This is a genomic window from Paractinoplanes rhizophilus (assembly GCF_042664765.1).
GTDB lineage: Bacteria > Actinomycetota > Actinomycetes > Mycobacteriales > Micromonosporaceae > Actinoplanes > Actinoplanes rhizophilus.
The window spans coordinates 1-23,188 of sequence record NZ_JBHTBJ010000043.1 but is presented as its reverse complement, the minus strand read 5'-3'; the positions used below and the strand labels follow the sequence as shown (position 1 = coordinate 23,188).

Here is a 23,188-nt window from a genome sequence, read left to right as displayed (position 1 = left end):
GTCAGTCGCGGGTTCGGGCGATCAGCACGGGGCTTTCGGCGTGATGCAGCATGTGCAGCCGAATCGGGCCGAGCTGCAGGGCCTCGAAGTCTGCCCCGTCGCCGGCGCCGAGCACGACGAGGCCGGCCCGGCGCGATTTCTCCACCAGCACGGTGGCGGCGTCGGCGTGGACGACACCGACGGTCACCGGGATCTCGGGGAACTTGTCGCGCCAGGGCGCCAGCTGCGCCATCAGGCTGCGGCGCCGTTCGCCCGCGATGGTCCGGGGATCGCTGCCGCGCGGCGCGGTGAAGGCAGTGACGGCGTGCAGCGCCGGCGACGTACGCCGCGCCGCCTCCTCGAACGCGGCGCCGGCGGTTGTCGACGCGGCCGGGGAATCGTCGAGCCCGACCACGACCAGGTTGGTGTCCGGGTGGCCGCCCGGGCGCACGACGGCGACCGAGCACGGCGCGTACGCGGCGACCTGGCTGGTCACCACGCCGAGCATCGGGCCGGGATCGCCGCGGTCGCGGCCCCCGACGACCAGCAGGCCGGCGCCGGCGGCGGCTTCCAGCAACGCGGGCACCGGCTCGCCGACGACCGCCGAGGCCCGTACCTCGATGTCCGGGGCGCGCGAGCGCGCCTCGCTCACGGCGGCGTGCAGGATCGCGGTGGCGTGCTCGCCGGCCGTACGCACCAGTTCGCCGCGGGAGGTGAAGGTCCGGCCGGGGATCCGCCACTGGTAGGCGAGGACGACGTGCAGGTCCACGCGGCGCAGCTGGGCCTCGGCGGCCGCCCAGCGGACGGCCGCGGTGCTGCTCGCCTTTCCGTTGACGCCGACGACGATGTGTCGTCCGTTCATGACAACTCCTCCTCGGGGCAGCGGACGGCCGGATCTACCAATTGGCCGGCGGATCGCTGGCGGGGAAGGAATCCCGTCCCCAGACATCGACGATGTCGCCGTGGTCGCCGCGCGGGTCCCGGGCCGGCGTCTTGCGCGGCGCCGGTCCGGCCGCCGCGGCGGTCGCTTCGGGGTGCGTAGGTCGTTTGTGAAGTGTCACCGTGGTTGTCTCCGTTCTCTGCAGAGGGGAGCAGCTGGGGGCTGGGGCTATCCCTGGCAGGCGGTGCACCAGCGGGTCGTGGGCCGGTCCTGCATACGGTCTGTCGCTATCGTGCCGCCACATTGCTGGCAGATGCCATACGTGCCGGCCTCGATGCGCCGCAGGGCGGCCCGCATGTTCTCGACCGCGTGCCGCGCCGCGGCCACCCGCACCCGGGCGAGCTCCGCGGCACGCTCGTCCCCGCCGGCCGCGGCCGGCGCCGGGAACGCCCACCGGGCGAACGCCTGGTGCAGCTGGTGCACCGTCAGGTCCCAGGTCAGCGCGTTGAGGTCGCGCTGCTTGTCGCGCATGCCGACCGGGGGCAATGCGGTATCTGTCGACATCGGTGGTCCTCCCTCGGCTTCGGGGACGATGGGGTGGCGCGGTGTACCGGGTTATGCGGCGGGGGAGGGCACGATGGTGACCGGGCAGCCGGCGTGGTCGACGAGCGCCCGCGAGGTCGAGCCGGTGATCAGGCCGCGCAGCTCGCCGTGGCCGCGGGTGCCGACGACGATGGCGGCGCCCAGCCGGTTCGCGGTGTCGATCAAGGCGGCCGCGGCCGTGGGGGCGTCGACGGCCTCGCGCCGGTACTTGACGTCGGCGTACCGCCCGGCGAGCTCGTCGAGCTGCGCCGTGACCGGATCCGGCTCGGTCTCCGACGGCTTCCGGCCGTGCGAGATGACCACCAGCTCGGCGTCCTGCCGACCGGCCTCGGCGAACGCGATCTCGGCGGCGGCCAGCGCGTGCGGCGAGCCGTCCATGCCGAGAACTATCGCCGCGCCGTCGGTGGTCTTCGCGTCGCGGACCACGGTGACCGGGCAGTGCGCGTGACCGGCGAGCTGGGTGGCGGTGGATCCGGCGAGCAGCCCGGCGAATCCGCCGATGCCGCGATGGCCGACCACCAGCAGCTGCGCTTCCCGGGAGGCGTCGATCAGCACCGCGGCCGGCGAACCGTCGACCAGCCGGGTGGTCACCGTCAGATCCGGGAACTCGTTGTGCACCCGGGACGCGGTCCGGGCGAGCATGTCCAGCAGCGCTTCCCGCGGGCCCAGGTCGACGTTCAAGGTCGGCGGATACATCGGAGCCAGCAGCACGTACCAACCGAACGCGTGCACGATGCGCAGCTCGCTGCCACGCCGCGCGGCCTGCCGGGCGCCGTACCGGACGGCGGCGTCCGCGGCGGGCGATCCGTCGTAGCCGACAACTACAGGTGTGCTCATCGTGTCCCTCCTCCGGAAGGCTGCTCGATTAGGGGCGCGGGCAGTCCCGCGAACCGGCTGCCTCCACTGTCGCCCCATCGGCCGGAGACCGGACAGGTGTCGCAACGGTTATGGTTCGGCCCGTTGCTTGCCGGGCGTCGGCAATGCCGGAAAAGGCCGGCGTCGACGGCCGGCAGCGCTCAGGAGTGCCGCAATTGCGACAGGGCCATGCCGACCGGGATGCTGACCGCGAGCACCAGCAGCAGTGTCCGGTACGCATGGTCGACGAGCGGAGACCCCCATCCGGTGGCCGGCCGAGCGGCGGATCCCACACCGGGTCGCGCGGCGCGCCAGGCGATCACCAACGCGATGACCAGCAGCGCCGAGCCGAGATCGACCACCAGGGGCGCACCGGCCAGGGTTGCGACGATCACCAGGAGGTTACCCAGGTTCCAGCAACCGAACTGGGCCCAGCCGCGGCGCGGCATCGCCTCGGACCGCCGGAACCGGGCCTGGCCCATGGCGGCCTGCGCCACGCCACCGACCAGCACCAGATAGGCCGCGAGCCAGCTGCCGTGCGCCAGACCGAGTGGCTCGGTGACCGCGGCGACCAGACCACCGAGCACGACCGAACATATGCCGGTCGCCGTCATCGCGCCCATCACGACGTTTCGGCCGGGGCCAGATGCGCCACGCACAGATCCGGCTCGGCGAAGGGCTCGAGCCGGTCGACCGTGAGCGGCGAGGCCCAGGACTGCATCGCTCCCTGCATCAGGCCCAGGTGGACCGGGCAGACCACATCGGAACGGCCGACCGCGAGCTCGAGGAACGGGCACTGCCGCAGGCCGATCCGCGACGCGTCGCCGGCGGTGTCGCGCTCGGGCGCGAAACCCAGATCGTCGAGCAGCCGCATCAGCCGCCCGACGTCTTCGGCCGGCTCCGAAGCGTCGTCCGTTCCGGTGGCCGCGGACGCCTGGCGCCGTCCCCAGAAGCGCCCAGCCTCCAGGACCCGGGCGCCCGGATCGGGCTCGGTGGCGATCGCCTCGGCGAACACCTCGGCCAGCACCTGGAAGTGCCGCGCGCCCTGGGGATCCATCCGCCGGACCGCCCGGAACAGTTGCGGCGGGCGTCCCGGGCCGCCGGAGCCGCCCGTCGTGCGCTCGGCCTGACCGTTGCCGACCAGGCTCTCCAGGTGAAACCGGGCGGTGTTGACGTGGATCCCGAGCCGTTCGGCGATCTCGGTGATGGCCATCGGGCCGCCCGCCTCCCGCAGGAGCCGCAACACCTCGCCACGACGCCCGGAGTCCGGCCGGCTCGGCCGCGCGGTCGTCATCGCACCCCCGCTTTCCGCTGGGCAATCGCGTACGCCATGGCCTAGAGTTTACACAATATAGAGTTGTAGAAACTATCGGCAGGAGAATCCGCGATGTCGTCGCCGACCACAAGCAGCCCGGACGTGCAGGAACTGGATGTGCGCGGGATGCGCAAGCCGGACAAGCACCCAGCGATCTTCGCGACCTATGCCGCGTTGCCGGTCGGTGCGGCGTTCGTGCTGGTCAACGACCACGATCCGCAGCATCTGCGCGAGGAGTTCGAGACGGATCACGTCGGCAGCTTCCGCTGGGAGTACCTCAACCGGGAAATGCGCGACTGGCGGATCCGGATCACCAAGCTCGCCGCCACCCCGCTCCCGCGCGTGCTGGTCGACACCACCGCGATCACCGCGGACGCGGCCGCCGATGTCACCGGGGCGGTGTGGAAGCTCCAGGTCCGTGAGCGCGACCTCGACTCCAACGTCATCGCGCTGCCGCCGGGCCGGTCGATCGACGCCCACACCGGTCCCGACCTCGACGTTCTCATCCACGTGCTGGCCGGCGGCGGCCGGCTGACCACCGAGCTCGGCACCATCGACCTCACCCCCGGGCTGCTGCTGTGGATGCCGCGCCGCTCGCGCCGGCAGCTCACCGCGGGCGCGGCCGGCCTGCGCTATCTGACTGTGCACCAGCGCCGGCAGGCCCTGCTCATCGACACCAGCCGAGCCGGCACATCGGGCTGACGGCCGGCGCGACCCCCACCTTGCCGGGCGCCGGCAAGCTGACCGGCGCCTATCTGCCCGGCCGCCGACCTGTCCGGCGCGAGGGCCGGCGGGCAGCATCGTTGGTACGACAGCGATACCAACTTCGATCAGCCGGTGTGCGGTGAGGGGAGCCGATTCACGTGAATGTGCCGACGGTTCCGGTCCCGGGCGTTGATCGGTGATGGAACAGGTCTATGCGACGCGCAGTGAGCTGCTCGCCCGCCGTGCTCGGATCAGGCTCGCGACGCAGGGCGGCGAGCTGCTGAAGGAACGCCGCGGCGCGCTGATCAAGGAGTTCGATCGGCTCGGGGCCTCGGTCCTGGCGTCGATCGAGCTGCTGGACCGCCAGATCGCGGGCGCCGGGAAGCTTCTGGGCATCGCCATCGCCGAGGAGGGCCGCGAACCGTTGAACTCGGCCGCGTTCGCCGCCGAGGAGGGCATCGGGGTGACCCTGCACACCCGAACCGTCGCCGGGGTGCCGATCGTCGAGATCGAGAAGGACGAGGTCGAGCGGGCGCGCACCGGCCGGGGATACAGCCTGGTCGCGACGAGCGCCCGGATCGATGCGGTCGCCGAGAGATTCGAGTCGGTGCTCGCCCGGCTGCTGGAGGTCGCCGCGCTCGAGTTGTCGGTCCGGCGGCTGGCCGACGAGATCGCCCGCACGACGCGGCGGATGAACGCCTTGGAGCATGTCGTGGTCCCGAGGCTCGAGGCGGAGCAGGCACATATCTCGCTCGTGCTGGAGGAGCGGGAACTGGAGGATCGGGTCCGGCTGCGGCGCATGCGCGCCCGTGGCCATAGCGGCGAGGGACAATCATGACCGGCCCGCACGAGCTGCCATACCCCGGCGCGCTGGACGCCGTCAAGAAGATCGAGAACGCCCTCGCGGAACGCGATGCCGCTCGGGAGGCGTCGGAATCCGAGCTGGACGCCGCCCGCGCCGAGGCCGGACGCCTGCTTTCCGAGGCCCGCGCGGCCGGCACGCGAGCCGGTGCGGAACGACGTCGTGCGCTGCTGGCGCGGGCCGAGTCGGACGCGGAGCTGATCCGGTCCGCCGGTGACGCCGAAGCGGAGAAAATCGGCGGGCGGATGTCGGCCGAACGCGACGCCCTGGCTGCCGCCTTCATGGCGCTCGTGCTCAACGAGGAGCCGTGATCACATGCTGGTCCCCATGGCGAAGGTGCGAATTCTCGGTCGCCGGTTCGCGGCCGACGCCGTACTCGGCGAACTGCAGCGGCTCGGGCTGGTCCAGCTCGCGGACGCGCGCGGCGCGCATGCGCTGGACGGACTGGACGGTGCGGAGGTCCGCTCGGCCCGCCGCGACGAGCTCGCCGCCGCCCGGGCCCAGACCGAGAAGCTGCTGGGCGAGTTGGCGGACGGGTCGCGCTCCGCCGCGGTGGTGGAACCGTTGCCCCGGCCGCTGGACGTCCCGGAGCTGCGGCTGAGGCTCGACCGGCTCACCGCCGGCGCCGATCGGATCCGCCGGCGGCTGGACGCGCTGCGCGACGAGCGCCTCGTCCTTCCGCGAATTCTCGAACCCCTCCGGCTGTTGCTCTCCCTCGTGCCCGTGCTGGCCACGCTCGACGTCGAGAAGCTGCGCCAGATCGGCTTGGCCACCGCCGTCGTCGTCCTCAACACCGACGAGGAGCGGCTCGTCGACGCCCTCCGGGCCGAGCTGGTGGCGGAGCTCGGCACCCGTTTCGAGCTCGCCTCGACCCGGGTCGAGGAAGGCGCCATGGGATGTCTGGTCGTGTTCCCGGCGGAGTCGTCGGACATGGTGCATTCGGTCCTCGGCGGCTCGGCCATCCGCAGCGTTTCGCTGCCGGAGCGATTCGAAGGCCTGTCGCTGAACGCGACCGTCGAGGCGATGCGGAACCGGCTCGACCAGATCCCCGCCGAGATGGGTGAAGCGGAGGCCGAGCGACGGTCGCTGTTGCGGCCCGAGGCCGCCTGGCTGGCGGCCGCGCACACGACCATCCTTGCCGAGCTCGAACTGCTGGCCGCGACCGAGGAACTGGGCGCGACGGAGCGGACCTTCCTCGCCGAGGGCTGGGTGCCCCGCACCCGGGTGGACGAGCTGCGGGCCGAGCTCGGCCGGCGGTTCGGCTCCGAGGTGCTCGTGGCAGACAGCCGGACCTCGCCGTACGACCCGCAGGCTCCGGTGCTGATGCGCAACCGGCGCCTGGCGCGTCCGTTCGAGTCGCTGGTCCGGTTCCTGGAACTGCCACGCGCGGGTTCGGTCGATCCGACGCTGCTCATGGCGATCCTGCTACCGCTGATGTTCGGCGCCATGGTCGGCGACGTCGGGTACGGCACGCTGCTGCTCGTACTCGCGATTCTCGCCGGCCGGAAGCTGGCCGCCCGGGCGGCCGGCACGCCGGAGATCGCCGGTCTGGTCCGGGTCCTGCTTCTCGGCGCGGCCTGGTCGATCGTGTTCGGCCTGCTCTACGGCGAGGTGTTCGGCGACCTGGGCACCCGGTTCCTCGGGGATTGGGCGCTGTGGAAGGAGCGACCGTCCGCCGCGGCGCTGCAGCCGCTGCTGTTGTTCGCCGTGGCGATCGGGGCGGCGCACGTCCTTCTCGGGCTCGGGCTCGGCGCGTGGCAGGCGATGCGTTTCCGCGAGTACCGCGTGATGCTGGAGAAGCTGGGCGCCATCGCCGCCCTGGCCGGATTGTCCGCGCTGGCCGGGCGGATGCTGGGCGGCCTGCCGGCGGGCGCGGTCACCCCGGCGGTCGTCCTGACCGCGGCCGGCCTGCTTCTCGTCATGTCGCTGCACGGCGCGCTCGGGGTCACCACCGGGGCGCTGGACGTGCTGGGGCGGATCGGCAACATTCTCTCCTACCTGCGGATCGCGGCGGTCGGCCTGGCATCGGCCCACCTCGCGAACGTCGCGAACGAACTGGGCTCGGTCGGCCCGATCTGGATCGGCATCCTCGTCGCGACGTTCTTCCACGCCCTCAACCTGGCCCTGGCCGCGTTCAGCCCGATGATCCAGTCGCTGCGTCTGCAGTACGTGGAGTTCTTCGGCGCGTTCTTCGTCGGCGGCGGCCGGCCGTTCACCCCGTTCGGACAGAACCCGACACGGCACCTTCAATCGACGAGCTAAGGAGTAGCTATGGAAACCGGCCTGATCGCGATCGGGGCAGGACTAGCGATTGGACTGTCCGCGCTTGCCACCGGCTATGCGCAGGCGCGTATCGGCGCGGCCTCGATGGGACTGATCGCCGAGAAGCCGGAGCTGGCCGGCCGCGCGATCCTTCTCGTGGCGATCCCGGAGACGCTGGTCATCCTGGGATTCGCCGTCGCTGCCATGATCATCGTGTTGCTCTAGGCACGCCATGGCACTCGACGACCTGCTGCGCGCCATCGAATCCGAAGCCCGCGAGGAACGCCTTCGCGCCGACCGGGAAAGGGCCGCGTCCGCGAAAGCCATCGTCGAGGCGGCCCGGCGCGAGGCGGCCGCCCTGGTGGAGCAACTCGCCATGGCGCCGGAGGCCGAGTCGCTGGCGGCGGCGGAGCGGGTACGGGCCCTGGCCCGGCTCCAGGCCGCCGACGCCGTCCGGGGTGCTCGCGAACAGGCGTACGCGTCATTGCTCGGCCAGGTCCGCGACCAGCTTTCGGCGTTGCGCCAATCGGAGCGCTATCCCGAGGTGTTCCGGGCGCTTCTCGACGAGAGCCGCGCGGCGCTGCCGGAGGCCGACGAGCTGCGCGTCGACCGGCGCGACGCCGAGCTTGCCGCCTCCATGGCCGGTGACCTGCGGGTGGTGGCCGTCCTCGACACCTGGGGAGGGCTGGAGCTCGCCGGCGACGACGGGCGGACCATCCGGAACACCCTGGAGGAGCGTCTCGCCAACGCGGACCTCGCGCTGCGGGAACGGTTCGCGCGCCGGCTGGACCAGGGCTCCGGGGCGGAGGCGGTGGAGATCTCATGATCGGGGTCCGGCACGCCGATTTCGCGTACGGGAACACCCGGCTGCGCGCTCGCAAAAGTGAGCTGTTGGACAACGCCGCCTACGAAAGGCTCGTCGGTAAGGACATCGACGGGGTGCTCGGCGGGCTCGCGGACACGCCGTATGCCCCGTCCGGCGGGCTCCACGGCCTCCACCGGGCGATCCGGCTCCGGCTGGCAGTTTCGCTGGAGGAGATGCGCTCCTTCTACTCCGGGCCGGCCCGGGAGCTGATCGATGCCCTGCTCTCCCGATTCGACGTCCAGAATGTCATCGCGGTGGTGCGCGCGCGGGCGCACCGGCAGACTCCGGATGACGACGCGCTGGCGGCCCTCGTCCCGGTCGGATGGCTCGTCGAACCGCTCGTCACCGAGATTCTCCGGCCGCGGGAGCTCGCCGGGGTCGTCGACCTGCTCGCCCGGCGAGCGCCCGACCACGAGCTGGCCGGTGTGCTGCGTACGGCGTTCGCCGAATACGAACGCACCGGTGACCTGGCCGCGCTGGAGCGGCAGATCCTGGCCTTCCATGCCGAACGGCTGGCCGGTCGGCTCGCGTCGGCGGGCAAGGACGGCGCGACCCTGCTCCGGTTCGGACAGCGGGAGATCGACGAGCGCAACCTGATGGTCGCCCTCCGGCTGCGCGACGCGATCGCGTCCGGCGCGCAGGGCACCGTGCGCCCGGCCGAGACCGTGCTCGCCGGCGGCACCCTCCCGCCGCCGGTGCTGGCCATGATCGTGTCCGCCGCCGCGCCGGCATCGATCGTCGCGACCGTGGGCCGCCTCGCGGGCGGGAAGTGGCGAGCCGCGCTCGACCGATGGACGGCGACCGGCGACCTGAACGCCCTGCAACGCGGGCTCGAGCGCGCCGCCATCGCCGACGCGATCGCGCTGTTCGGAACCGGAGACCCGCTGGGAATCGACATCCCGCTCGCCTTCACCACCGCGGTCCAGGTCGAAGCGCGGAACCTGCGGCTGATCGGCGAGGCGGCCGTCCGTGGCATCGCCCCCGAGGTCGTGCGGGCGGAGCTGATCTGGCCGGAGGGGCCGAAATGAGCCGCCTGCTCGTGCTGACGACCCGCGACCTCGCCATCGGCTACCGGCTCGCCGGTGCGGCCACCGTCGAGGTCGGATCGGCGGCGCAGACGGCGGCCACCCTCGAGGAGCTGCTGGCCGGCGAGGACGGCGTCATCGCCGTGCACGCCCCGTACTTCGACGCGCTGCCCCGCCCGCTGCGGCGGCGGCTCGACGCGCTTCGCGTCCCGCTGGTCGTGCCGCTGCCGGCGGGCACCGCGACCGAGGCCGCCGGCGACCGCAGGCAGCGGCTGCTGGAACTGCTGCGGCAGGCGATCGGCTACGAGATCACGTTCGGCGAGGAAAGGACAACACCATGACCGCCACATCGGCGCTCGACGCCGGCCGGGCCGCGCGGACCGGCGAGATACGGCGCATCGCCGGCCCGGTCGTGGTCGCGCGCGGTCTGGACCGGGTCCGGCTCTACAACGTGGTGCGGGTCGGCGAGGCGGCCCTTCCCGGCGAGGTCATCCGGCTCCGCGGCGACCTGGCCACGATCCAGGTCTACGAGAACACCGGCGGGTTGCGCGTCGGCGAGCCCGTGCTCGACACCGGCCGGCCGCTGGAGGTCGAGCTCGGGCCGGGCCTGCTCGGCCGGATCTTCGACGGCACCCAGCGCCCGCTGGACGTCCTTGCCCGCGCGGGCGACGACCCCGCCGGGCGTCCGTTGTTGCCGCGCGGAAGCTCGGTGCCGTCGCTCGACCGGGAGCGGGTCTGGACGTTCGAGCCGCGGGTCGCCCCGGGCGACCGGGTGGCCGCCGGGGACATCCTCGGCGTCGTCGCGGAGACCAGGGCGCTGGAGCATCGGATCCTCGTCCCGCCGGGCACGGGCGGGGTGGTGACGAAGGTCGGCTCCGGCCCGCGGCGGATCAAGGAGCCGGTCGCGTGGATCGACGATGTGCCGGTGCCGATGCTGAGCCGGTGGCCGGTTCGCGACCCCCGGCCGGTCGCGTCCCGGCTGGCCGCCTCGATGCCGCTGATCACGGGGCAGCGGGCGATCGATGTGCTGTTCCCGATCGCCCGCGGCGGCGCCGCGACGATTCCGGGCGGTTTCGGCACCGGCAAGACCGTGCTGCAGCAGTCCCTGGCGAAGTGGTCGCACGCCGATGTCGTCGTGTACGTCGGCTGCGGCGAGCGTGGCAACGAGCTCGCCGAGGTCCTGCAGGAGTTCCCGGAGCTGATCGACCCGCGCACGGGCGCCTCGCTGATGGAACGGACCATCCTGATCGCGAACACGTCCAACATGCCGGTCGCGGCGCGGGAGGCGTCGATCTACACCGGGGTCACGGTGGCGGAATACTTCCGCGATCAGGGCTACCACGTCGCCCTGATGGCCGACTCGACCAGCCGGTGGGGCGAGGCGCTGCGCGAGGTCTCCAGCCGGTTGGAGGAGATGCCCGCGGAGGAGGGATATCCGGCGTACCTCTCGTCGCGGCTGGCGGAGTTCTACGAGCGAGGCGCCGCGGTCCGATGCGCCGGATCCCAGCGGCGCGAGGGCTCGGTGACGATCATCGGCGCGGTGTCTCCGGCCGGCGGCGACTTCTCCGAACCGATCACCCAGCACTCGCTTCGCCTGGCCGGCACGTTCTGGGCGCTCGACACGCCGCTGGCCCGGGCGCGGCACTTCCCGGCGATCGACTGGAATCGCAGCTACACCCTGTACGACCTGGCCGGCTGGTTCGACCGCGAGATCGGCGCCGACTGGACCGAGCACCGCGCGTGGGCCGGCCAGCTGCTGCAACGCGAGGCGCAGCTCCTCGAGGTGGTGCAGCTCGTGGGCGCGGACACCCTCGCGGCGCCGGAGCGGGTCCTGCTGCGGACCGGACGGCTGCTCCGCGAGGACTTCCTGCAGCAGTCGGCCTTCGACGACCAGGACGCCTACTGCGACCCACGCAAGCAGCTCGCGATGCTGCGCGCGATCCGAGCCGCGGACTCGGCGATGCTGGCCGCCGCGGATCGCGGCGTGCCCGCCGAAGCGGCCGGCGCCGCCCCGTCGGTGACCGCGCTCGCCCAGATGCGGTTCTGGCCGGTGGACGAGGCGGAGCAGCGCGCCGCCGCCCTGGCCGACCTCATCCGTACCGAACTGGGAGGCATGGGATGACCCGCCCGCTGTACACCGTCGAGCACCGCACCGTGGACTACGTCTCCGGCCCGCTCCTGGTGGCCGAACACGCCGAGCGGGTCGCCTACGACGAGCTCGTCGACATCGTGACGCCGGGCGGCGACCTGCGCCGCGGCCAGGTGCTCGAGATCGAGGGCGACCGGATGGTGGTCCAGGTCCTCGGCGGCACCCGCGGGCTGGACGTCACCTCGACGGCCGTGCTCGCCCGCGCCCGGACCGCGCAGCTGCCGGTCGGGCGCGATCTGATCGGCCGGGTCCTCGACGGCATGGGCCGGCCCGCCGACGGTGGCCCGCCGGTCCTGCCCGCGGCCCTGCGCGACCTCAACGGCCACCCGGTCAACCCGGTCGCGCGTGCCTACCCGGCCGAGTTCATCGAGACCGGCATCTCCGCGATCGACGGACTGCACACCCTGGTCCGCGGGCAGAAGCTGCCGGTCTTCTCCGGCTACGGCCTGCCCGGCCTGGAGCTCGCGACCCGGATCGCGCAGACCGCCCGCGTGCCCGGCGCGGAGGACGGGTTCGTCGTGGTCTTCGCCGCCATCGGGGTGACCGATCGGGAGGCGGCCTTCGTGCGGACCCGCTTCGCCGAGGGAGCCGCGCTCGAGCGGTCGGTGGTCTTCGTGAACCGGGCGGACGAACCGGCGGCCGAACGGCTCGTCTGCCCCCGCGCGGCGCTGACCGCCGCCGAGTACCTCGCCTTCGAGCTCGATCTGCACGTGCTCGTCGTCCTGGTGGACATGACGAACTACTGCGAGGCGCTGCGGGAGGCCGCCGCCGCCCGCGAGGAGGTTCCCGGCCGGCGCGGGTATCCGGGCTACATGTACTCCGACCTGGCGTCGCTCTTCGAGCGCGCGGGCCGGATCCACGGCCGCGGCGGCACGGTGACCCAGCTGCCGGTCCTCTCGATGCCCGACGACGACGTGACCCACCCGATCCCCGACATCACCGGCTACATCACCGAGGGCCAGATCGTCCTGTCCCGAGAGCTCGACCGGCGCGGCATCGCGCCGCCCATCGACGTGCTGCCCTCGCTCAGCCGCCTCATGAACGTCGGGATCGGCGCCGGCCGCACCCGCGAGGACCACCGCGGCGTCGCCGACCAGCTCTCCACCTTCCTCGGCCGCGGCCAGGAGCTTCGCCGCCTCATCGCGATCGTCGGGGAGCAGGCGCTCTCCGACGACGACCGTCGCATCCTGGCCTTCGTCGAGGACTTCGAGCGCCGCTTCGTCGGACAGCGCGAGCAGCGGCGCTCGATCGAGGAGACGCTCGACCTCGCCTGGGAGCTGCTCGCGCCGTTCCCCGCCACCGAGCTGCGCCGGATCAAGCCCGAACTGGTCGAGCGCCACCACCGGCCGGCGCCGCAGGGGAGCGCTTGACTTGAGCTGAACACGTGTTTAGTGTTCTGAACATGAGTTCAGTCGTGGACGAGGGTGACCTCACCGGCAAGGCGAACATCCGCAACGCGGCGCTGCGCCTGTTCGCCGAGCGGGGGCACGACGCCGTCACGATGCGCGAGATCGCCGCCGCCGCGGGCGTGTCGCCGGCGCTGGTGGTGCATCACTTCGGCAGCAAGGACGGGTTGCGGGCCGCCGTCGACGCCTATGCCGCGCAGGCCTTCGACTCGCTGTTCGCCATGGACGAGCACGACTTGGCGGAGGCGCTGACCGGGGACAACTGGGTGTCCATCGCCGAGCTGTTCGCGCGCGCCTTCCCGCACGGGTCGCCGCTGCCCGCGTACCTTCGCCGGCTTTTGCTCGTCAACGACCCGGCCGGGGCCGCCCTCTTCGGCCGGTGGTACGCCCTCACCGGCCGCCTGCTCGATTCGATGACCGAGATGGGCCTCGTCCGTCCGGCCGGCGACCCCGCGGTCCGGGCGGCCTTCTTCCTGGTCAACGACCTCGCGCTGATCCTGCTGCGAAACCAGGTCGCCGCGGCGATCGGCGTCGACCCGCTCACTCCGGAAGGCGTCACCCGCTGGGGTCAGGAAGTCGCCGCCATCTATACGCAGGGCGCGTTCGCCGCAGCGCCCGGGGAAGAGCCTTCATGAGCCGATCCGATGTGATCCATGTCCAGCAACTGACCAAGACGTTCGGGCGGGTCCGCGCCCTCGACGGCCTGGACCTCGCGGTGCGTCCGGGCGAGGTGCACGGTTTCCTCGGCCCCAACGGCGCGGGCAAGTCCACCACCATACGCATCCTGCTCGGCCTGGTCCGGGCCACCGGCGGGCGTGCCGAGCTGTTCGGCGGCGATCCCTGGCACGACGCCGTCCGGCTTCATCACCGCCTGGCCTACGTCGCCGGCGACGTCGCGCTGTGGCCCGGCCTGACCGGCGGCCAGTGCCTCGACGTGATCGGCGCGACCCACGGCGGCGTCGACCATCGGCGCCGCGACCAGCTGATCGAGCGCTTCGACCTCGACCCCGGCAAGCGGATCCGGGAGTACTCCAAGGGCAATCGCCAGAAGGTCGCCCTGGTGGCCGCGCTGGCCGCGCGGGCGGAGCTGCTCATCCTCGACGAGCCCACCTCGGGCCTGGATCCATTGATGGAACAAGCGTTCCGGGAGTGCGTGCGCGAGCGCCGGGCGGACGGCGTCACCGTGCTGCTCTCCAGTCACCTCCTCGACGAGGTCGAGGCGCTGGCCGATCGGGTCAGCATCATCCGGCACGGCCGCACCGTCACCACCGGCAGCCTGGCCGAGCTGCGCCGGCACACCCGTACGTCGGTGCACGCCGTCACCGTCGACGAGCCCGCGGGCCTCGCCCACGCCGACGGGGTGGCCGACTGCGTCTCCACCCGGCTGGACGGGCAGGTCGACACGAGGTTCACCATCGACGCCGATCACCTGGATGCGACGATCGGCCGGCTCCATGCCGCTCGGATCCACACCCTGACCGTCGCCCCGCCGAGCCTCGACGCGTTGTTCCTGCGCACTTATGGCGACGGTCTCGACGCCCGGGAGACCGGCGAGGCCGTTGCCGAGGCCGCCCGATGAGCGCCATCACGGGTACGGGCGGGGGCGGGCTGCGGACCATGGCGGGGATCGTCTGGCGTACGCGTCGCCGCAGCATCCTCGTCTGGGTGGTCGCCCTCGCCGCCACCATGATCGGAACAGCCGCCGGGGTCGCCGGCCTCTACGACACACCGGCCGAGATCCACACGTACGCCGAGGCGGTCACCTCCGGCAACGCGCTCGCCGCGATCAACGGCCGCGTCGAGGGCATCGACAGCCTGGGCGGGGTGATCCAGGACGAGTTCGGGTTCCTCGCCTCGTTCCTGCTGCCGCTGCTCGGCATCGCGCTGGTCGCCGGCTCGACGCGACGCGAAGAGGAGTCCGGCCGGCTGGAGACACTCCTCGGCGGCCGGATCGCCCGGCATCAGCCGACCCTGGCCGCGCTCGCCGTGGCCGGCGGGGCGATCGTCGCCACGTCCGTCCTGTTCACCGCCGGGCTGGTCGTCTCGGGTGTGCCGGCCACCGGCGCGATCCTCTACAGCGCGGCGCTCGGCGCGCTGGCCTTCGTGTTCGCCGGGTTCGCGGCTCTCGTGGCGCAGCTCGTACAGCACGCCCGCGGCGTCTACACGTGGAGCCTGATCGTGCTCGCCATCGCGTACGTGCTGCGCGGGGTCGGCGACACCGCCGTCGGCTGGCTGACCTGGCTGTCGCCGTTGGGCTGGATGGAGAAGACCGCCCCGTTCGGGGACCAGCGGTGGTGGGTGCTCGCGATTCCGGCCGTGGCCGGGGTGGCGTCCGGCGCCGCCGCCGTACGGCTGGCCGCTCGCCGCGACCTGGGCAGCGCCCTGCTGCGCGGCGGCGCGGGCCCGCAGCGTGCCTCCGGGCTCCGGCGCCGGCCGTTCGGCTTCGCGGTCTGGATCCATCGTCCGGCGATCCTCGGCTGGCTGGCCGGCGGGGTGCTGCTCACCGCGATGATGGGCGCGCTGGCTCAGCAGTTCCTCGACGCGATGGCCGGCAATCCCGCCCTCACCAGCGCCATGGGCCTCGACGGTGGCCGGCCGCTGGACGGCTTCGTGGCCGTGACCCAGCTGTACCTGGCCGTCATCGGCGCCGGCTACGTCATCCAGGCGATCGGCACGCTCCGCGCCGAGGAGGCCGAGGGCCGCCTGGAGTCCCGGCTCGCCGGCACGCTCTCCCGGCTCCGGTGGCTGGCCGTCCACGGCGGCGTCGTGGTGGCCGGGCTGGCGCTGATCGTCGTCGTCTCGTCGTTGATCCTGGCTTCGTCCACCGCGTGGTCGGTCGGCGACACCGCCGAGTTCGGCGCGACCATCCGAGCCGGGCTGGCGTACCTGCCGGCGGAATTGTTGTTCGCCGGTCTCGCGCTGGCATTGTTCGGGCTGTGGCCGCGCGGATTCGGGTTCGCCTGGGCCGGGTACGCCGCGGCCACCTTCATCGCCTTCCTCGGGCCCGGGCTGGAGCTGGCCCAGTGGGTGCTCGACCTCGCTCCCACCACGCACGTGGGCAACCCGCCACTCGGAACAGCCCAGCTCGGCAGCCTGGCCGCGCTGGCCGGCGGCGCCATCGCGCTCACGCTCGCGGGGTTCATCGCCTTCCGGCGCCGCGACATACCGAGCGCCTGAGCGGCGCCAGCGGTCACCCGGACGATGTGCGTACCGGAGTGACCGCTGGTCGCGGCGTCTCGTCAGCGGTTGTGCCTCTGCTGGCAGGGGACGCAGAACCGGGCGTGCGGCAGCACTTCCAGCCGTTCGACCGGGATCGGCTTGGCGCATTTCTCGCACCGGCCGTAGCCGCCGTCGGCGATCCGGCGCAGCGCGGCGCCGATCTGCTCGAGGTTGTGCCGGGTGGCCGCCAGCATCGCGGCCCGGTTGTGCGCCTCGCCGGGGTCGCCGGTGTCGTCCGAGATCTCCGTCAGCTCCTTGAGCCGGGCCGTCTGGACGGCGAAGTCCTCGCTCAGCGACGCGCGCAGACCGGCGAGCCAGCCCTGATCGGACACTTTGATGTCGACGCTCATGTCTCGTTCCTCCCATGGGAAGTTGCTCGGGTAACAAAAAAGGGCCGAAGCTCGAACGGCTTCGCCCTCTGCGATCGCGGCAATGATCGCCCGGTCGCCGCCGGCGCGACCAGGGCGGTGGCCGGTCACGTGCGGCGTCATACCTTGCCGACGGCCGGAAACCACGGCCCGCGAACCGGCGGCGGCCCGACGCCTGTCGGCCGGGCGTAGCACTGACCGCCGCCGGAGCCGCCGGAGCACTGACCCGTGCCGGGTCAGTAGCGCAGGATGGCCGCCATCGGTGCGGTGTCCGGCATCCGGTCGCGCGAGACCGCGTACACGACACCGCCATGACGCAGGGTGGCCACCGCGGCCGCATCCCGGTGGTCCACCATGCCGGCGTGGTCGTTGAGCCGGATGACCGTGGGCGTGCTGGCGGGCGGGTCGGTGCGGACGAACAGGGTCTCGATCCGGCCCTGCTCCGCCGCGGCGCGGACCGCCGTGTCGTCGGCCGAGGTGCGCCCGGTGCCGTGCAGTTCCCGGTAGATCGCCGCCGCGGTGGTCTCGCCGGCGCGCAGCACGGGCTCGGCCAGCGGCCAGGCGGCCCGGTGCAGCTGATCGAGGCTCAGATCGCGGGGATTGCCGTCGACACCCTCGCCGATCAGCCCGGGATGGGTGTTGACCTGCCGGTACAGGGCCTGCGTCGAGCGGACGCCGGCGAGCACCAGCGGCACGTCGTCGGCGGGCAGCACGTCCCGCAACGCGCGGTCGACCCGCTGGAAGTGCTGGCGGACGAGCGGCGTGTGGTCGTCCTCGATGCCGTGGTAGACGGCATGGCCACCGGCGCCGCCACGGTCGGCGACGAAGGCGTGCACCTGCGCTCGCCGGCGGGGCATGGTGAGCCACACGGCGAGCGGCAGTCCGTCCAGGGGCATCTCGCGCAGGCTGTGGCGCGAGCCCTCCAGCAGCCGGATCTCGTCCTGGTTGAGCGCCAGGACGTAGTAGGGACCGGCCGCGCCCAGCAGGGGCAGCAGCGGCCGTACCAGGAAGCGGTCGCCGACGGCCACCGTCTCGGGCAGGCGCAGCGGCACCCGGAACTCCCGGACCCCACCCTGATCGCCGAACAGGGCCAGGCCGTCGCCGGGTTGCGCCGGGCGTCGCGGCCGCTCCAGCAGCCGGCGAGCCGGCGCCAGGACCTGTTGCGCCTCGGCGGCGGGCAGGCCGTCGGCTCGGAGCGCCTGCTCGGCCTGCCGCAGGAGGCTGTTCACCCGGGTGTCGTGGCGATCGGGCGCCTCCGCCCGCGGGGTGGGCAGAAACACCGAGACCCGGTGACCGCCACGTTGCTCGGAAAGCCCGATCAAGTCTTGCGCTCGGAGCGCATTCGCCAGTTCCATCCTCGCCTCTCCACGAAGAGCAGTCGGTGGTCATCGGCGCGAACATCCGCCGGTGACATCGCGTTACCACAAGCCTGGTCGCCGCGGCCACGGCTGGACATGGCCACCGCGAGACGATCGAGGCCGCGCAACCTGCCGACCGGCGGCAGGCTCACGCGTACGCGTGACGGCGCGTGGGTCAGGACGGCCGCTTGGCCGAGCGCGTCATGAGGCGGCCCATCACGGTCTCGGTCCAGGGGCGGTAACGGGTGTTCTGGAACGCGGTCACCGCCCACGTCGCGCCGTCGGGGCACAGGATCGTGGTGCTGGTCGAGAGGCGTTTCCGCGACGGCGTGCTCCGGCCCTTCTGCCAGCGCATGATGATGCCGGCGCGCTGGACGACCACGGCGGTGCCGGGGGCGGGGAAGTGCACGTGGCGTTCGACCATGGCCAGCCGGGAGCCCTTCATGATGCCGTCGAACAGCGGCCGGTGCCCCGCGGCGATCTCCTCGCGGCCGGTCATCAGGGTGCCGTCGAACGCCACGTAGGTCGCGTCGGGGGCGTGCAGGGCGGCGTAGGCGTCGGCGTCGCCGGCACGCCAGGTGGTCTCGAGCGCGGTCAGCGTGTCGAGGACGCCGGCCATGGCGGTGCTGGTGGTCATGTCGATCTCCTGGTTTACTTAGCCGAATCGTAGTAATTACTACGCCGAATCTAAGTATTGGCAGGGGCGGTGTCAACCAGCGGCGACGACGACGAACGTCACCTGGGTCGCGATCTCAGCGGCGCGGTGGTGCTGTTCCATCAGGCCATCGCGGCGCGCCTGGGGCTGTCGGCGGGTGATTTGAAGACGCTCGAGCTGATCGCGGTGGACGGCCCGTTCAGCGCGAGCGAACTGGCCCGGCGCACCGGGCTGACCCCGGCCGGGGTCACCAGCGTCATCGCCCGGCTCGCCGCCGGCGGCTACGTCGTCCGGGAGACCGATCCGGGTGACCGGCGGCGCGCGATCGTCCGCGCGGCGGACCGGGATCACCCGGAGCTGGCGGACGCCTTCGCCGGTCTCGGCCAGGCGCTGGGCGGCGTCATCGCGGAGTATGACGAGGCCGAGCGGGCGGCCATCGTGAGCTACCTGCGCCGCCTGATCGACATCCTTCGCGAGCAGACGATCCGGCTCGGATCCGGTTGACGTCGCGCCGCGTGCGGCGCTGTGCGACCTCAATCGTCGCGACGGGTGGTGCTGTCCTGCGACTCGCCGGAGAGCGGCCGGGCGTCGCCGCCCGCCGGCTGCGGCAGCGAGCGGCCGGGGGCATGCTCGGGATAGTGCAGGTCGAACGCGGGCCGTTCGGAGCGGATGCGCGGCATCCGATCGAAGTTGCGCAGCGGCGGTGGGCAGGATGTCGCCCATTCCAGGGACATGCCGTGGCCCCAGGGGTCGTCGACGGCGACCGCCCGGCCGAAGCGGTAGGACTTCCACACGTTCCACACGAACGGCAGCATCGACGCGCCGAGGATGAAGGAGCCGATGGTCGACACGGTGTTGAGCGTGGTGAATCCGTCGGAGGGCAGGTAGTCGGCGTAGCGGCGGGGCATGCCCTCGGTGCCCAGCCAGTGCTGGACCAGGAAGGTGGTGTGGAAGCCGATGAAGGTCAGCCAGAAGTGGACCTTGCCGAGGCGTTCGTCCATCATCCGGCCGGTCATCTTGGGGAACCAGAAGTAGACGCCGCCGAAGACGGCGAACACGATGGTGCCGAACAGCACGTAATGGAAGTGCGCGACGATGAAGTAGCTGTCGGTGACGTGCCAGTCGATGGGCGGCGAAGCGATCAGGACGCCGGACAGCCCGCCGAACAAGAACGTGACGAGAAAGCCGATGGCGAACAGCATCGGCGTCTCGAAGCTGAGCTGGCCGCGCCACATGGTGCCGATCCAGTTGAAGAACTTCATGCCGGTGGGCACGGCGATCAGGTACGACAGGAACGAGAAGAACGGCAGCAGGACCTGCCCGGTGGCGAACATGTGGTGCGCCCAGACCGACATGGACAGGCTGGCGATGGCCACCGTCGCGACGACCAGCGCCCGGTAGCCGAAGATCGGCTTGCGGGAGAACACCGGGATGATCTCGGTGACGATGCCGAAGAACGGGATCGCCACGATGTAGACCTCGGGATGGCCGAAGAACCAGAACAGGTGCTGCCAGAGCATGGGTCCGCCGGTGGCCGGGTCGAAGACGTGCGCGCCGAGCATCCGATCGGCCATCGCGGCGAGCAGCGTGGCGGCCAGCAGCGGGAACACGATGATCACCATGAGCGCGGTGACCAGGATGTTCCAGGTGAAGATCGGCATCCGGAACATGGTCATCCCCGGCGCCCGCAGGGTGAGGACGGTGGTGATCATGTTGACCGCGCCGAGGATGGTGCCGAGGCCGGACAGGACCAGGCCGACGTACCACAGGTCGCCGCCGACGCCGGGGCTGTGTTGCGTGCCGGCCAGCGGTTGATAGGCGAACCAGCCGAAGTCGGCCGCGCCGCCGGGCGTGGCGAAACCGCCGACGACCATCAGGCCGCCGAACAGGTAGAGCCAGTAGGCGAACGCGTTCAGCCGGGGGAACGCCACGTCGGGCGCGCCGATCTGCAGCGGCACGACGTAGTTGGCGAAGGCGAACACGATCGGCGTCGCGAACAGCAGCAGCATGATCGTGCCGTGCATGGTGAACAGCTGGTTGTACTGCTCCGGCGACAGGAACTGCATCCCCGGCCGGGCCAGCTCGGCCCGCATCAGCAGGGCCATCAGCCCGCCGGCGAAGAAGAACCCGAACGAGGTGACCAGGTACATCAGCCCGATCTGCTTCGCGTCGGTGGTTCGCAGCAGCCGGGCGAGCGCCGAGCCTCGAGGCGCTTGGCGTACCGGTCCCGGGTAGGCCACGATCGGCTTGGGGCGTGACACCGTCATCGCTGCGCCCTCCTCTGCTGAGATCGTCGTCCGCCGGGCGAGCGGGCAGTATGCCCGCCGATGGACACAACGGACGGCACAGCCTGCTGGCGGTCGGCAGGCGCCCGGGTCGCCGTCCCGCCTACGCCCCGGCCGCGATGAGGTCGGCCTGACACTGGCGTGGCCGCACGAACGGGGTCAGGCGCGCTTCGATCGCGGCCGGGCCGCCCTGCTCGACGAGGCCCTGCAAGAGCCCGAGGTGCACCGCGCACACGATGCCCGGATGGTCTTCCGCCAACGACCAGAAAGGGCAGGCGTGCAGCGTTATCCGCGTGTCACCACCGTCCTCGGCGACGGTGGGCTGGAAGCCCAGCTCGGTGAAGAGCGCCGCGACCGTGTTCGCCGTGGCCCGCGCGTCGCCGGGCCGGTCGCCGGCGTGCGGGCGAAGCCGCCGCGCCCAGGCCCGGCCGGCGTTCCGGGCCACCTCGCTGCCGCCGCCGGTGGTGTCCATGTGGTCGACCAGAACGGCCGCGAGAAGCGCGTATCCCGTGTCCTGCGGGCCGGCCGTGACCGGCTCGTACACGGTCCGCGGGCGGCCGCGCCGGCCCTGCCGGGCCGAGCTCTCGCGCACGAAGCCGGCCTTGATCAGCAGGTCGAGATGGAATCGGACGGTGTTGGGATGCAGGCCGGTCGCCGTCGCCAGGGTCGGCGCGTCGACCGGCTCGGCGGCCGCGCGCAGCGCCTGCAGCAACTGTCGTCTGCTCGGAACGGCGAGTGCGCCGAAGGTCACGTCGTCAGACACCCCACGAATATACACGATGTGTATGGTAAAAAAGAGAGGGGAGGAGTCATGACCTACGTGATCGCGGAGCCGTGCATCGACGTCGTCGATCGGGCCTGTGTGGAGGAATGCCCGGTCGACTGCATCTACGAGGGCCTTCGCTCCCTGTACATCCAGCCCGACGAGTGCGTCGACTGCGGCGCCTGTGAGCCCGTCTGCCCGGTCGAGGCGATCTATTACGAGGACGACCTGCCGGCGCAGTGGTCGATCTTCGCCGCCGACAACGCGCGGTTCTTCGCCGAGCCGCTGCCGGGCACGGACACGCCGATCGGATCGCCCGGTGGCGCCTCGCGTCTCGGCGCGCTGGGCCGGGACACCGCGCTGGTCACCGGGCACGGCCAGCCACCGCCGTGAACATCCGGCGCCGGGCCGGGACACAACGGGTTCGAGGTGAGGAGGCGGCACGATGATGCGAGGTGCGGGCGGCTGGACGCCGCGGCGGACGATCGTCGCCGGCGTCAACGGCTCATCCGGATCGAAGGTCGCCCTGCGGTGGGCGCTGGAGCAGGCGGAGCGAACCGGGGCCGACGTCGAGGCGGTCAACGTGTGGTCGGCACAACCGGCCTATTACGCCTGCATGCCGGTCGGGTTCGCGGTGGACGACCTCGCCGCCGTCGCCGAGACGGTGCTGCTGGACACGATGGTCGAGGTGACCCGCGACTACGGCCGGTCGGTGCCGATCCGGCCGCGCGTGGTGCGCGGCTTTCCCGCCGAGGAACTGCTTCGCGCGGCCCGCGCGGCCCAGTTGCTGGTCCTCGGCGCACCCCGGCACGGCGCCCTGGCCGGGCTGCTGTCGGGTTCGGTGAGTCATCAATGCGTCCAGCGTTCCTCCTGCCCGGTCGTGATCGCTCCGGCCGTGCCGTACCGGCCGGAACCGCGGTTGCCGCGCTGGGTCGACGTGGACCGGCAGGTCATCCCGCCCCGGAGCTGAGCGGGCCCGGAAAGGAGTCTCGATGAAGCCCAGTACGCGGCGCCCGGTGATCAGCGATGGACTGCCGAGCCAGCTTCCCGACATCGACCCCGAGGAAACCAACGAGTGGGTCGAGTCGCTCGACGGAGTCATCGACGAACGCGGCGCGAAGAGAGCCCGTTACATCATGTTGCGCCTGCTCGAGCGGGCCCGGGAGCGACAGGTCGGCGTGCCGCCACTGACCTCCACCGATTACATCAACACGATCCCGCCGGAGCAGGAGCCCTGGTTCCCCGGCGACGAGTTCGTCGAGCGCCGCATCCGGGCGTACATCCGGTGGAACGCGGCGATGCTGGTGCACCGCGCGCAGCGGCCGGAGATCGGCGTCGGCGGGCACATCTCGACGTACGCGTCGAGTGCCAGCCTGTACGAGGTCGGCATGAATCATTTCTTCCGCGGTAAGGATCATCCGGGCGGCGGGGATCATATTTTCTTCCAGGGGCACGCGTCGCCGGGGATGTATGCGCGGGCGTTTCTGGAGGGCCGGCTCGGTGAGCATGACCTGGACGGGTTCCGGCAGGAGTTGTCGCATCCGGGTGGCGGGTTGCCGTCGTATCCGCATCCGCGGTTGATGCCGAATTTCTGGGAGTTCCCGACGGTCAGTATGGGTCTGGGCCCGTTGAAC

Annotated in this window: 26 protein-coding genes and 1 pseudogene; 17 read left to right on the top strand and 10 right to left on the bottom strand. The window is 72.0% G+C overall.

Translation table 11 applies throughout. The features are described 5' to 3' along the window. Position 1: 1 nt before the first annotated feature. The 5 genes from ACFQS1_RS34425 to ACFQS1_RS34405 all read right to left on the bottom strand — a co-directional run bounded on the left by ACFQS1_RS34425 (position 2) and on the right by ACFQS1_RS34405 (position 3,611). Complete coding sequence (locus ACFQS1_RS34425) at positions 2-841, bottom strand: universal stress protein (RefSeq protein WP_378976200.1); 840 nt, start codon at positions 839-841, stop codon at positions 2-4. A 246-nt stretch (positions 842-1,087) separates the two neighbouring features. Beyond that, positions 1,088-1,423, bottom strand: coding sequence for a TraR/DksA family transcriptional regulator (locus ACFQS1_RS34420; protein ID WP_378976199.1), 336 nt, complete (start codon positions 1,421-1,423; stop codon positions 1,088-1,090). Between the two features lie 51 nt (positions 1,424-1,474). Next, positions 1,475-2,299 (bottom strand): universal stress protein, encoded by an 825-nt coding sequence (locus ACFQS1_RS34415; protein WP_378976198.1) that lies wholly within the window; start codon positions 2,297-2,299, stop codon positions 1,475-1,477. Between the two features lie 179 nt (positions 2,300-2,478). Then, positions 2,479-2,931, bottom strand: coding sequence for a hypothetical protein (locus ACFQS1_RS34410; RefSeq protein ID WP_378976197.1), 453 nt, complete (start codon positions 2,929-2,931; stop codon positions 2,479-2,481). A gap of 8 nt (positions 2,932-2,939) precedes the next feature. Continuing rightward, positions 2,940-3,611, bottom strand: a complete 672-nt coding sequence (locus ACFQS1_RS34405) for a helix-turn-helix transcriptional regulator (RefSeq protein ID WP_378976196.1) — start codon at positions 3,609-3,611, stop codon at positions 2,940-2,942. Between the two features lie 123 nt (positions 3,612-3,734). Here ACFQS1_RS34405 and ACFQS1_RS34400 point away from each other — a divergent pair, with 123 nt between their 5' ends. From ACFQS1_RS34400 to ACFQS1_RS34340, 13 genes are all read left to right on the top strand, one after another. Then, the gene (locus ACFQS1_RS34400; RefSeq protein WP_378976195.1) at positions 3,735-4,334 is read left to right on the top strand and encodes a DUF2249 domain-containing protein; all 600 of its coding nucleotides are present in this window, start codon (positions 3,735-3,737) and stop codon (positions 4,332-4,334) included. A 202-nt stretch (positions 4,335-4,536) separates the two neighbouring features. Next, complete coding sequence (locus ACFQS1_RS34395) at positions 4,537-5,175, top strand: V-type ATP synthase subunit D (protein WP_378976194.1); 639 nt, start codon at positions 4,537-4,539, stop codon at positions 5,173-5,175. Then, on the top strand, positions 5,172-5,510 hold the full coding sequence (locus ACFQS1_RS34390; RefSeq protein ID WP_378976193.1) for a hypothetical protein: 339 nt from the start codon (positions 5,172-5,174) through the stop codon (positions 5,508-5,510). The genes ACFQS1_RS34395 and ACFQS1_RS34390 overlap by 4 nt, the downstream gene beginning before the upstream one ends. A 16-nt stretch (positions 5,511-5,526) precedes the next feature. Beyond that, the gene (locus ACFQS1_RS34385) at positions 5,527-7,461 is read left to right on the top strand and encodes a V-type ATP synthase subunit I (protein ID WP_378976192.1); all 1,935 of its coding nucleotides are present in this window, start codon (positions 5,527-5,529) and stop codon (positions 7,459-7,461) included. Between the two features lie 9 nt (positions 7,462-7,470). Then, positions 7,471-7,686: a hypothetical protein gene (locus ACFQS1_RS34380; RefSeq protein ID WP_378976191.1), complete on the top strand. Its 216-nt coding sequence runs from the start codon at positions 7,471-7,473 to the stop codon at positions 7,684-7,686. Between the two features lie 7 nt (positions 7,687-7,693). Further along, positions 7,694-8,287 carry a hypothetical protein gene (locus ACFQS1_RS34375; RefSeq protein WP_378976190.1) on the top strand — a complete coding sequence of 198 codons (594 nt, stop codon included), beginning with the start codon at positions 7,694-7,696 and terminating at the stop codon, positions 8,285-8,287. Continuing rightward, positions 8,284-9,354, top strand: a complete 1,071-nt coding sequence (locus ACFQS1_RS34370; RefSeq protein ID WP_378976189.1) for a V-type ATPase subunit — start codon at positions 8,284-8,286, stop codon at positions 9,352-9,354. Before ACFQS1_RS34375 ends, ACFQS1_RS34370 begins: the two co-directional genes overlap by 4 nt. Next, positions 9,351-9,692, top strand: coding sequence for a V-type ATP synthase subunit F (locus ACFQS1_RS34365; RefSeq protein ID WP_378976188.1), 342 nt, complete (start codon positions 9,351-9,353; stop codon positions 9,690-9,692). The genes ACFQS1_RS34370 and ACFQS1_RS34365 overlap by 4 nt, the downstream gene beginning before the upstream one ends. Then, positions 9,689-11,473 (top strand): V-type ATP synthase subunit A, encoded by a 1,785-nt coding sequence (locus ACFQS1_RS34360; protein ID WP_378976187.1) that lies wholly within the window; start codon positions 9,689-9,691, stop codon positions 11,471-11,473. Before ACFQS1_RS34365 ends, ACFQS1_RS34360 begins: the two co-directional genes overlap by 4 nt. Continuing rightward, complete coding sequence (locus tag ACFQS1_RS34355; RefSeq protein ID WP_378976186.1) at positions 11,470-12,870, top strand: V-type ATP synthase subunit B; 1,401 nt, start codon at positions 11,470-11,472, stop codon at positions 12,868-12,870. The genes ACFQS1_RS34360 and ACFQS1_RS34355 overlap by 4 nt, the downstream gene beginning before the upstream one ends. A 32-nt stretch (positions 12,871-12,902) precedes the next feature. Continuing rightward, the gene (locus ACFQS1_RS34350; RefSeq protein WP_378976185.1) at positions 12,903-13,541 is read left to right on the top strand and encodes a TetR/AcrR family transcriptional regulator; all 639 of its coding nucleotides are present in this window, start codon (positions 12,903-12,905) and stop codon (positions 13,539-13,541) included. Then, positions 13,538-14,485: an ABC transporter ATP-binding protein gene (locus ACFQS1_RS34345; RefSeq protein WP_378976184.1), complete on the top strand. Its 948-nt coding sequence runs from the start codon at positions 13,538-13,540 to the stop codon at positions 14,483-14,485. Before ACFQS1_RS34350 ends, ACFQS1_RS34345 begins: the two co-directional genes overlap by 4 nt. Further along, positions 14,482-16,083, top strand: a complete 1,602-nt coding sequence (locus tag ACFQS1_RS34340) for an ABC transporter permease (protein ID WP_378976183.1) — start codon at positions 14,482-14,484, stop codon at positions 16,081-16,083. Before ACFQS1_RS34345 ends, ACFQS1_RS34340 begins: the two co-directional genes overlap by 4 nt. Before the next feature lie 62 nt (positions 16,084-16,145). Here the strand turns inward: ACFQS1_RS34340 and ACFQS1_RS34335 are convergent, their stop codons facing one another. The 3 genes from ACFQS1_RS34335 to ACFQS1_RS34325 form a co-directional block, all read right to left on the bottom strand. Beyond that, a complete protein-coding gene (locus ACFQS1_RS34335) occupies positions 16,146-16,475 on the bottom strand; it encodes a TraR/DksA family transcriptional regulator (protein ID WP_378976182.1) in 330 nt (109 codons plus the stop codon). Between the two features lie 254 nt (positions 16,476-16,729). Then, positions 16,730-17,773, bottom strand: coding sequence for a baeRF3 domain-containing protein (locus tag ACFQS1_RS34330; RefSeq protein ID WP_378976181.1), 1,044 nt, complete (start codon positions 17,771-17,773; stop codon positions 16,730-16,732). Between the two features lie 253 nt (positions 17,774-18,026). Beyond that, positions 18,027-18,488: an SgcJ/EcaC family oxidoreductase gene (locus ACFQS1_RS34325; RefSeq protein ID WP_378976180.1), complete on the bottom strand. Its 462-nt coding sequence runs from the start codon at positions 18,486-18,488 to the stop codon at positions 18,027-18,029. A 69-nt stretch (positions 18,489-18,557) separates the two neighbouring features. Between ACFQS1_RS34325 and ACFQS1_RS34320 the strand changes: the two genes are divergently transcribed. Then, a complete protein-coding gene (locus ACFQS1_RS34320; RefSeq protein WP_378976179.1) occupies positions 18,558-19,010 on the top strand; it encodes a MarR family winged helix-turn-helix transcriptional regulator in 453 nt (150 codons plus the stop codon). A gap of 29 nt (positions 19,011-19,039) precedes the next feature. Here ACFQS1_RS34320 and ctaD read toward each other — a convergent pair whose 3' ends face one another. After that, positions 19,040-20,773 (bottom strand): aa3-type cytochrome oxidase subunit I, encoded by a 1,734-nt coding sequence (gene ctaD / locus ACFQS1_RS34315; RefSeq protein ID WP_378976178.1) that lies wholly within the window; start codon positions 20,771-20,773, stop codon positions 19,040-19,042. Between the two features lie 121 nt (positions 20,774-20,894). Beyond that, positions 20,895-21,554, bottom strand: coding sequence for a helix-turn-helix transcriptional regulator (locus ACFQS1_RS34310; protein WP_378976177.1), 660 nt, complete (start codon positions 21,552-21,554; stop codon positions 20,895-20,897). A 48-nt stretch (positions 21,555-21,602) separates the two neighbouring features. On the opposite strand from ACFQS1_RS34310, the gene fdxA reads away from it, so the two are divergent. The 3 genes and pseudogenes from fdxA to ACFQS1_RS34295 form a co-directional block, all read left to right on the top strand. After that, positions 21,603-21,947 (top strand): ferredoxin, encoded by a 345-nt coding sequence (fdxA, locus tag ACFQS1_RS34305; protein WP_378976176.1) that lies wholly within the window; start codon positions 21,603-21,605, stop codon positions 21,945-21,947. A 52-nt stretch (positions 21,948-21,999) separates the two neighbouring features. After that, positions 22,000-22,524 carry a universal stress protein gene (locus ACFQS1_RS34300; protein WP_378976175.1) on the top strand — a complete coding sequence of 175 codons (525 nt, stop codon included), beginning with the start codon at positions 22,000-22,002 and terminating at the stop codon, positions 22,522-22,524. A 22-nt stretch (positions 22,525-22,546) separates the two neighbouring features. Next, positions 22,547-23,188 (top strand): annotated as a pseudogene (locus ACFQS1_RS34295) (pyruvate dehydrogenase (acetyl-transferring), homodimeric type); the annotation flags it as partial.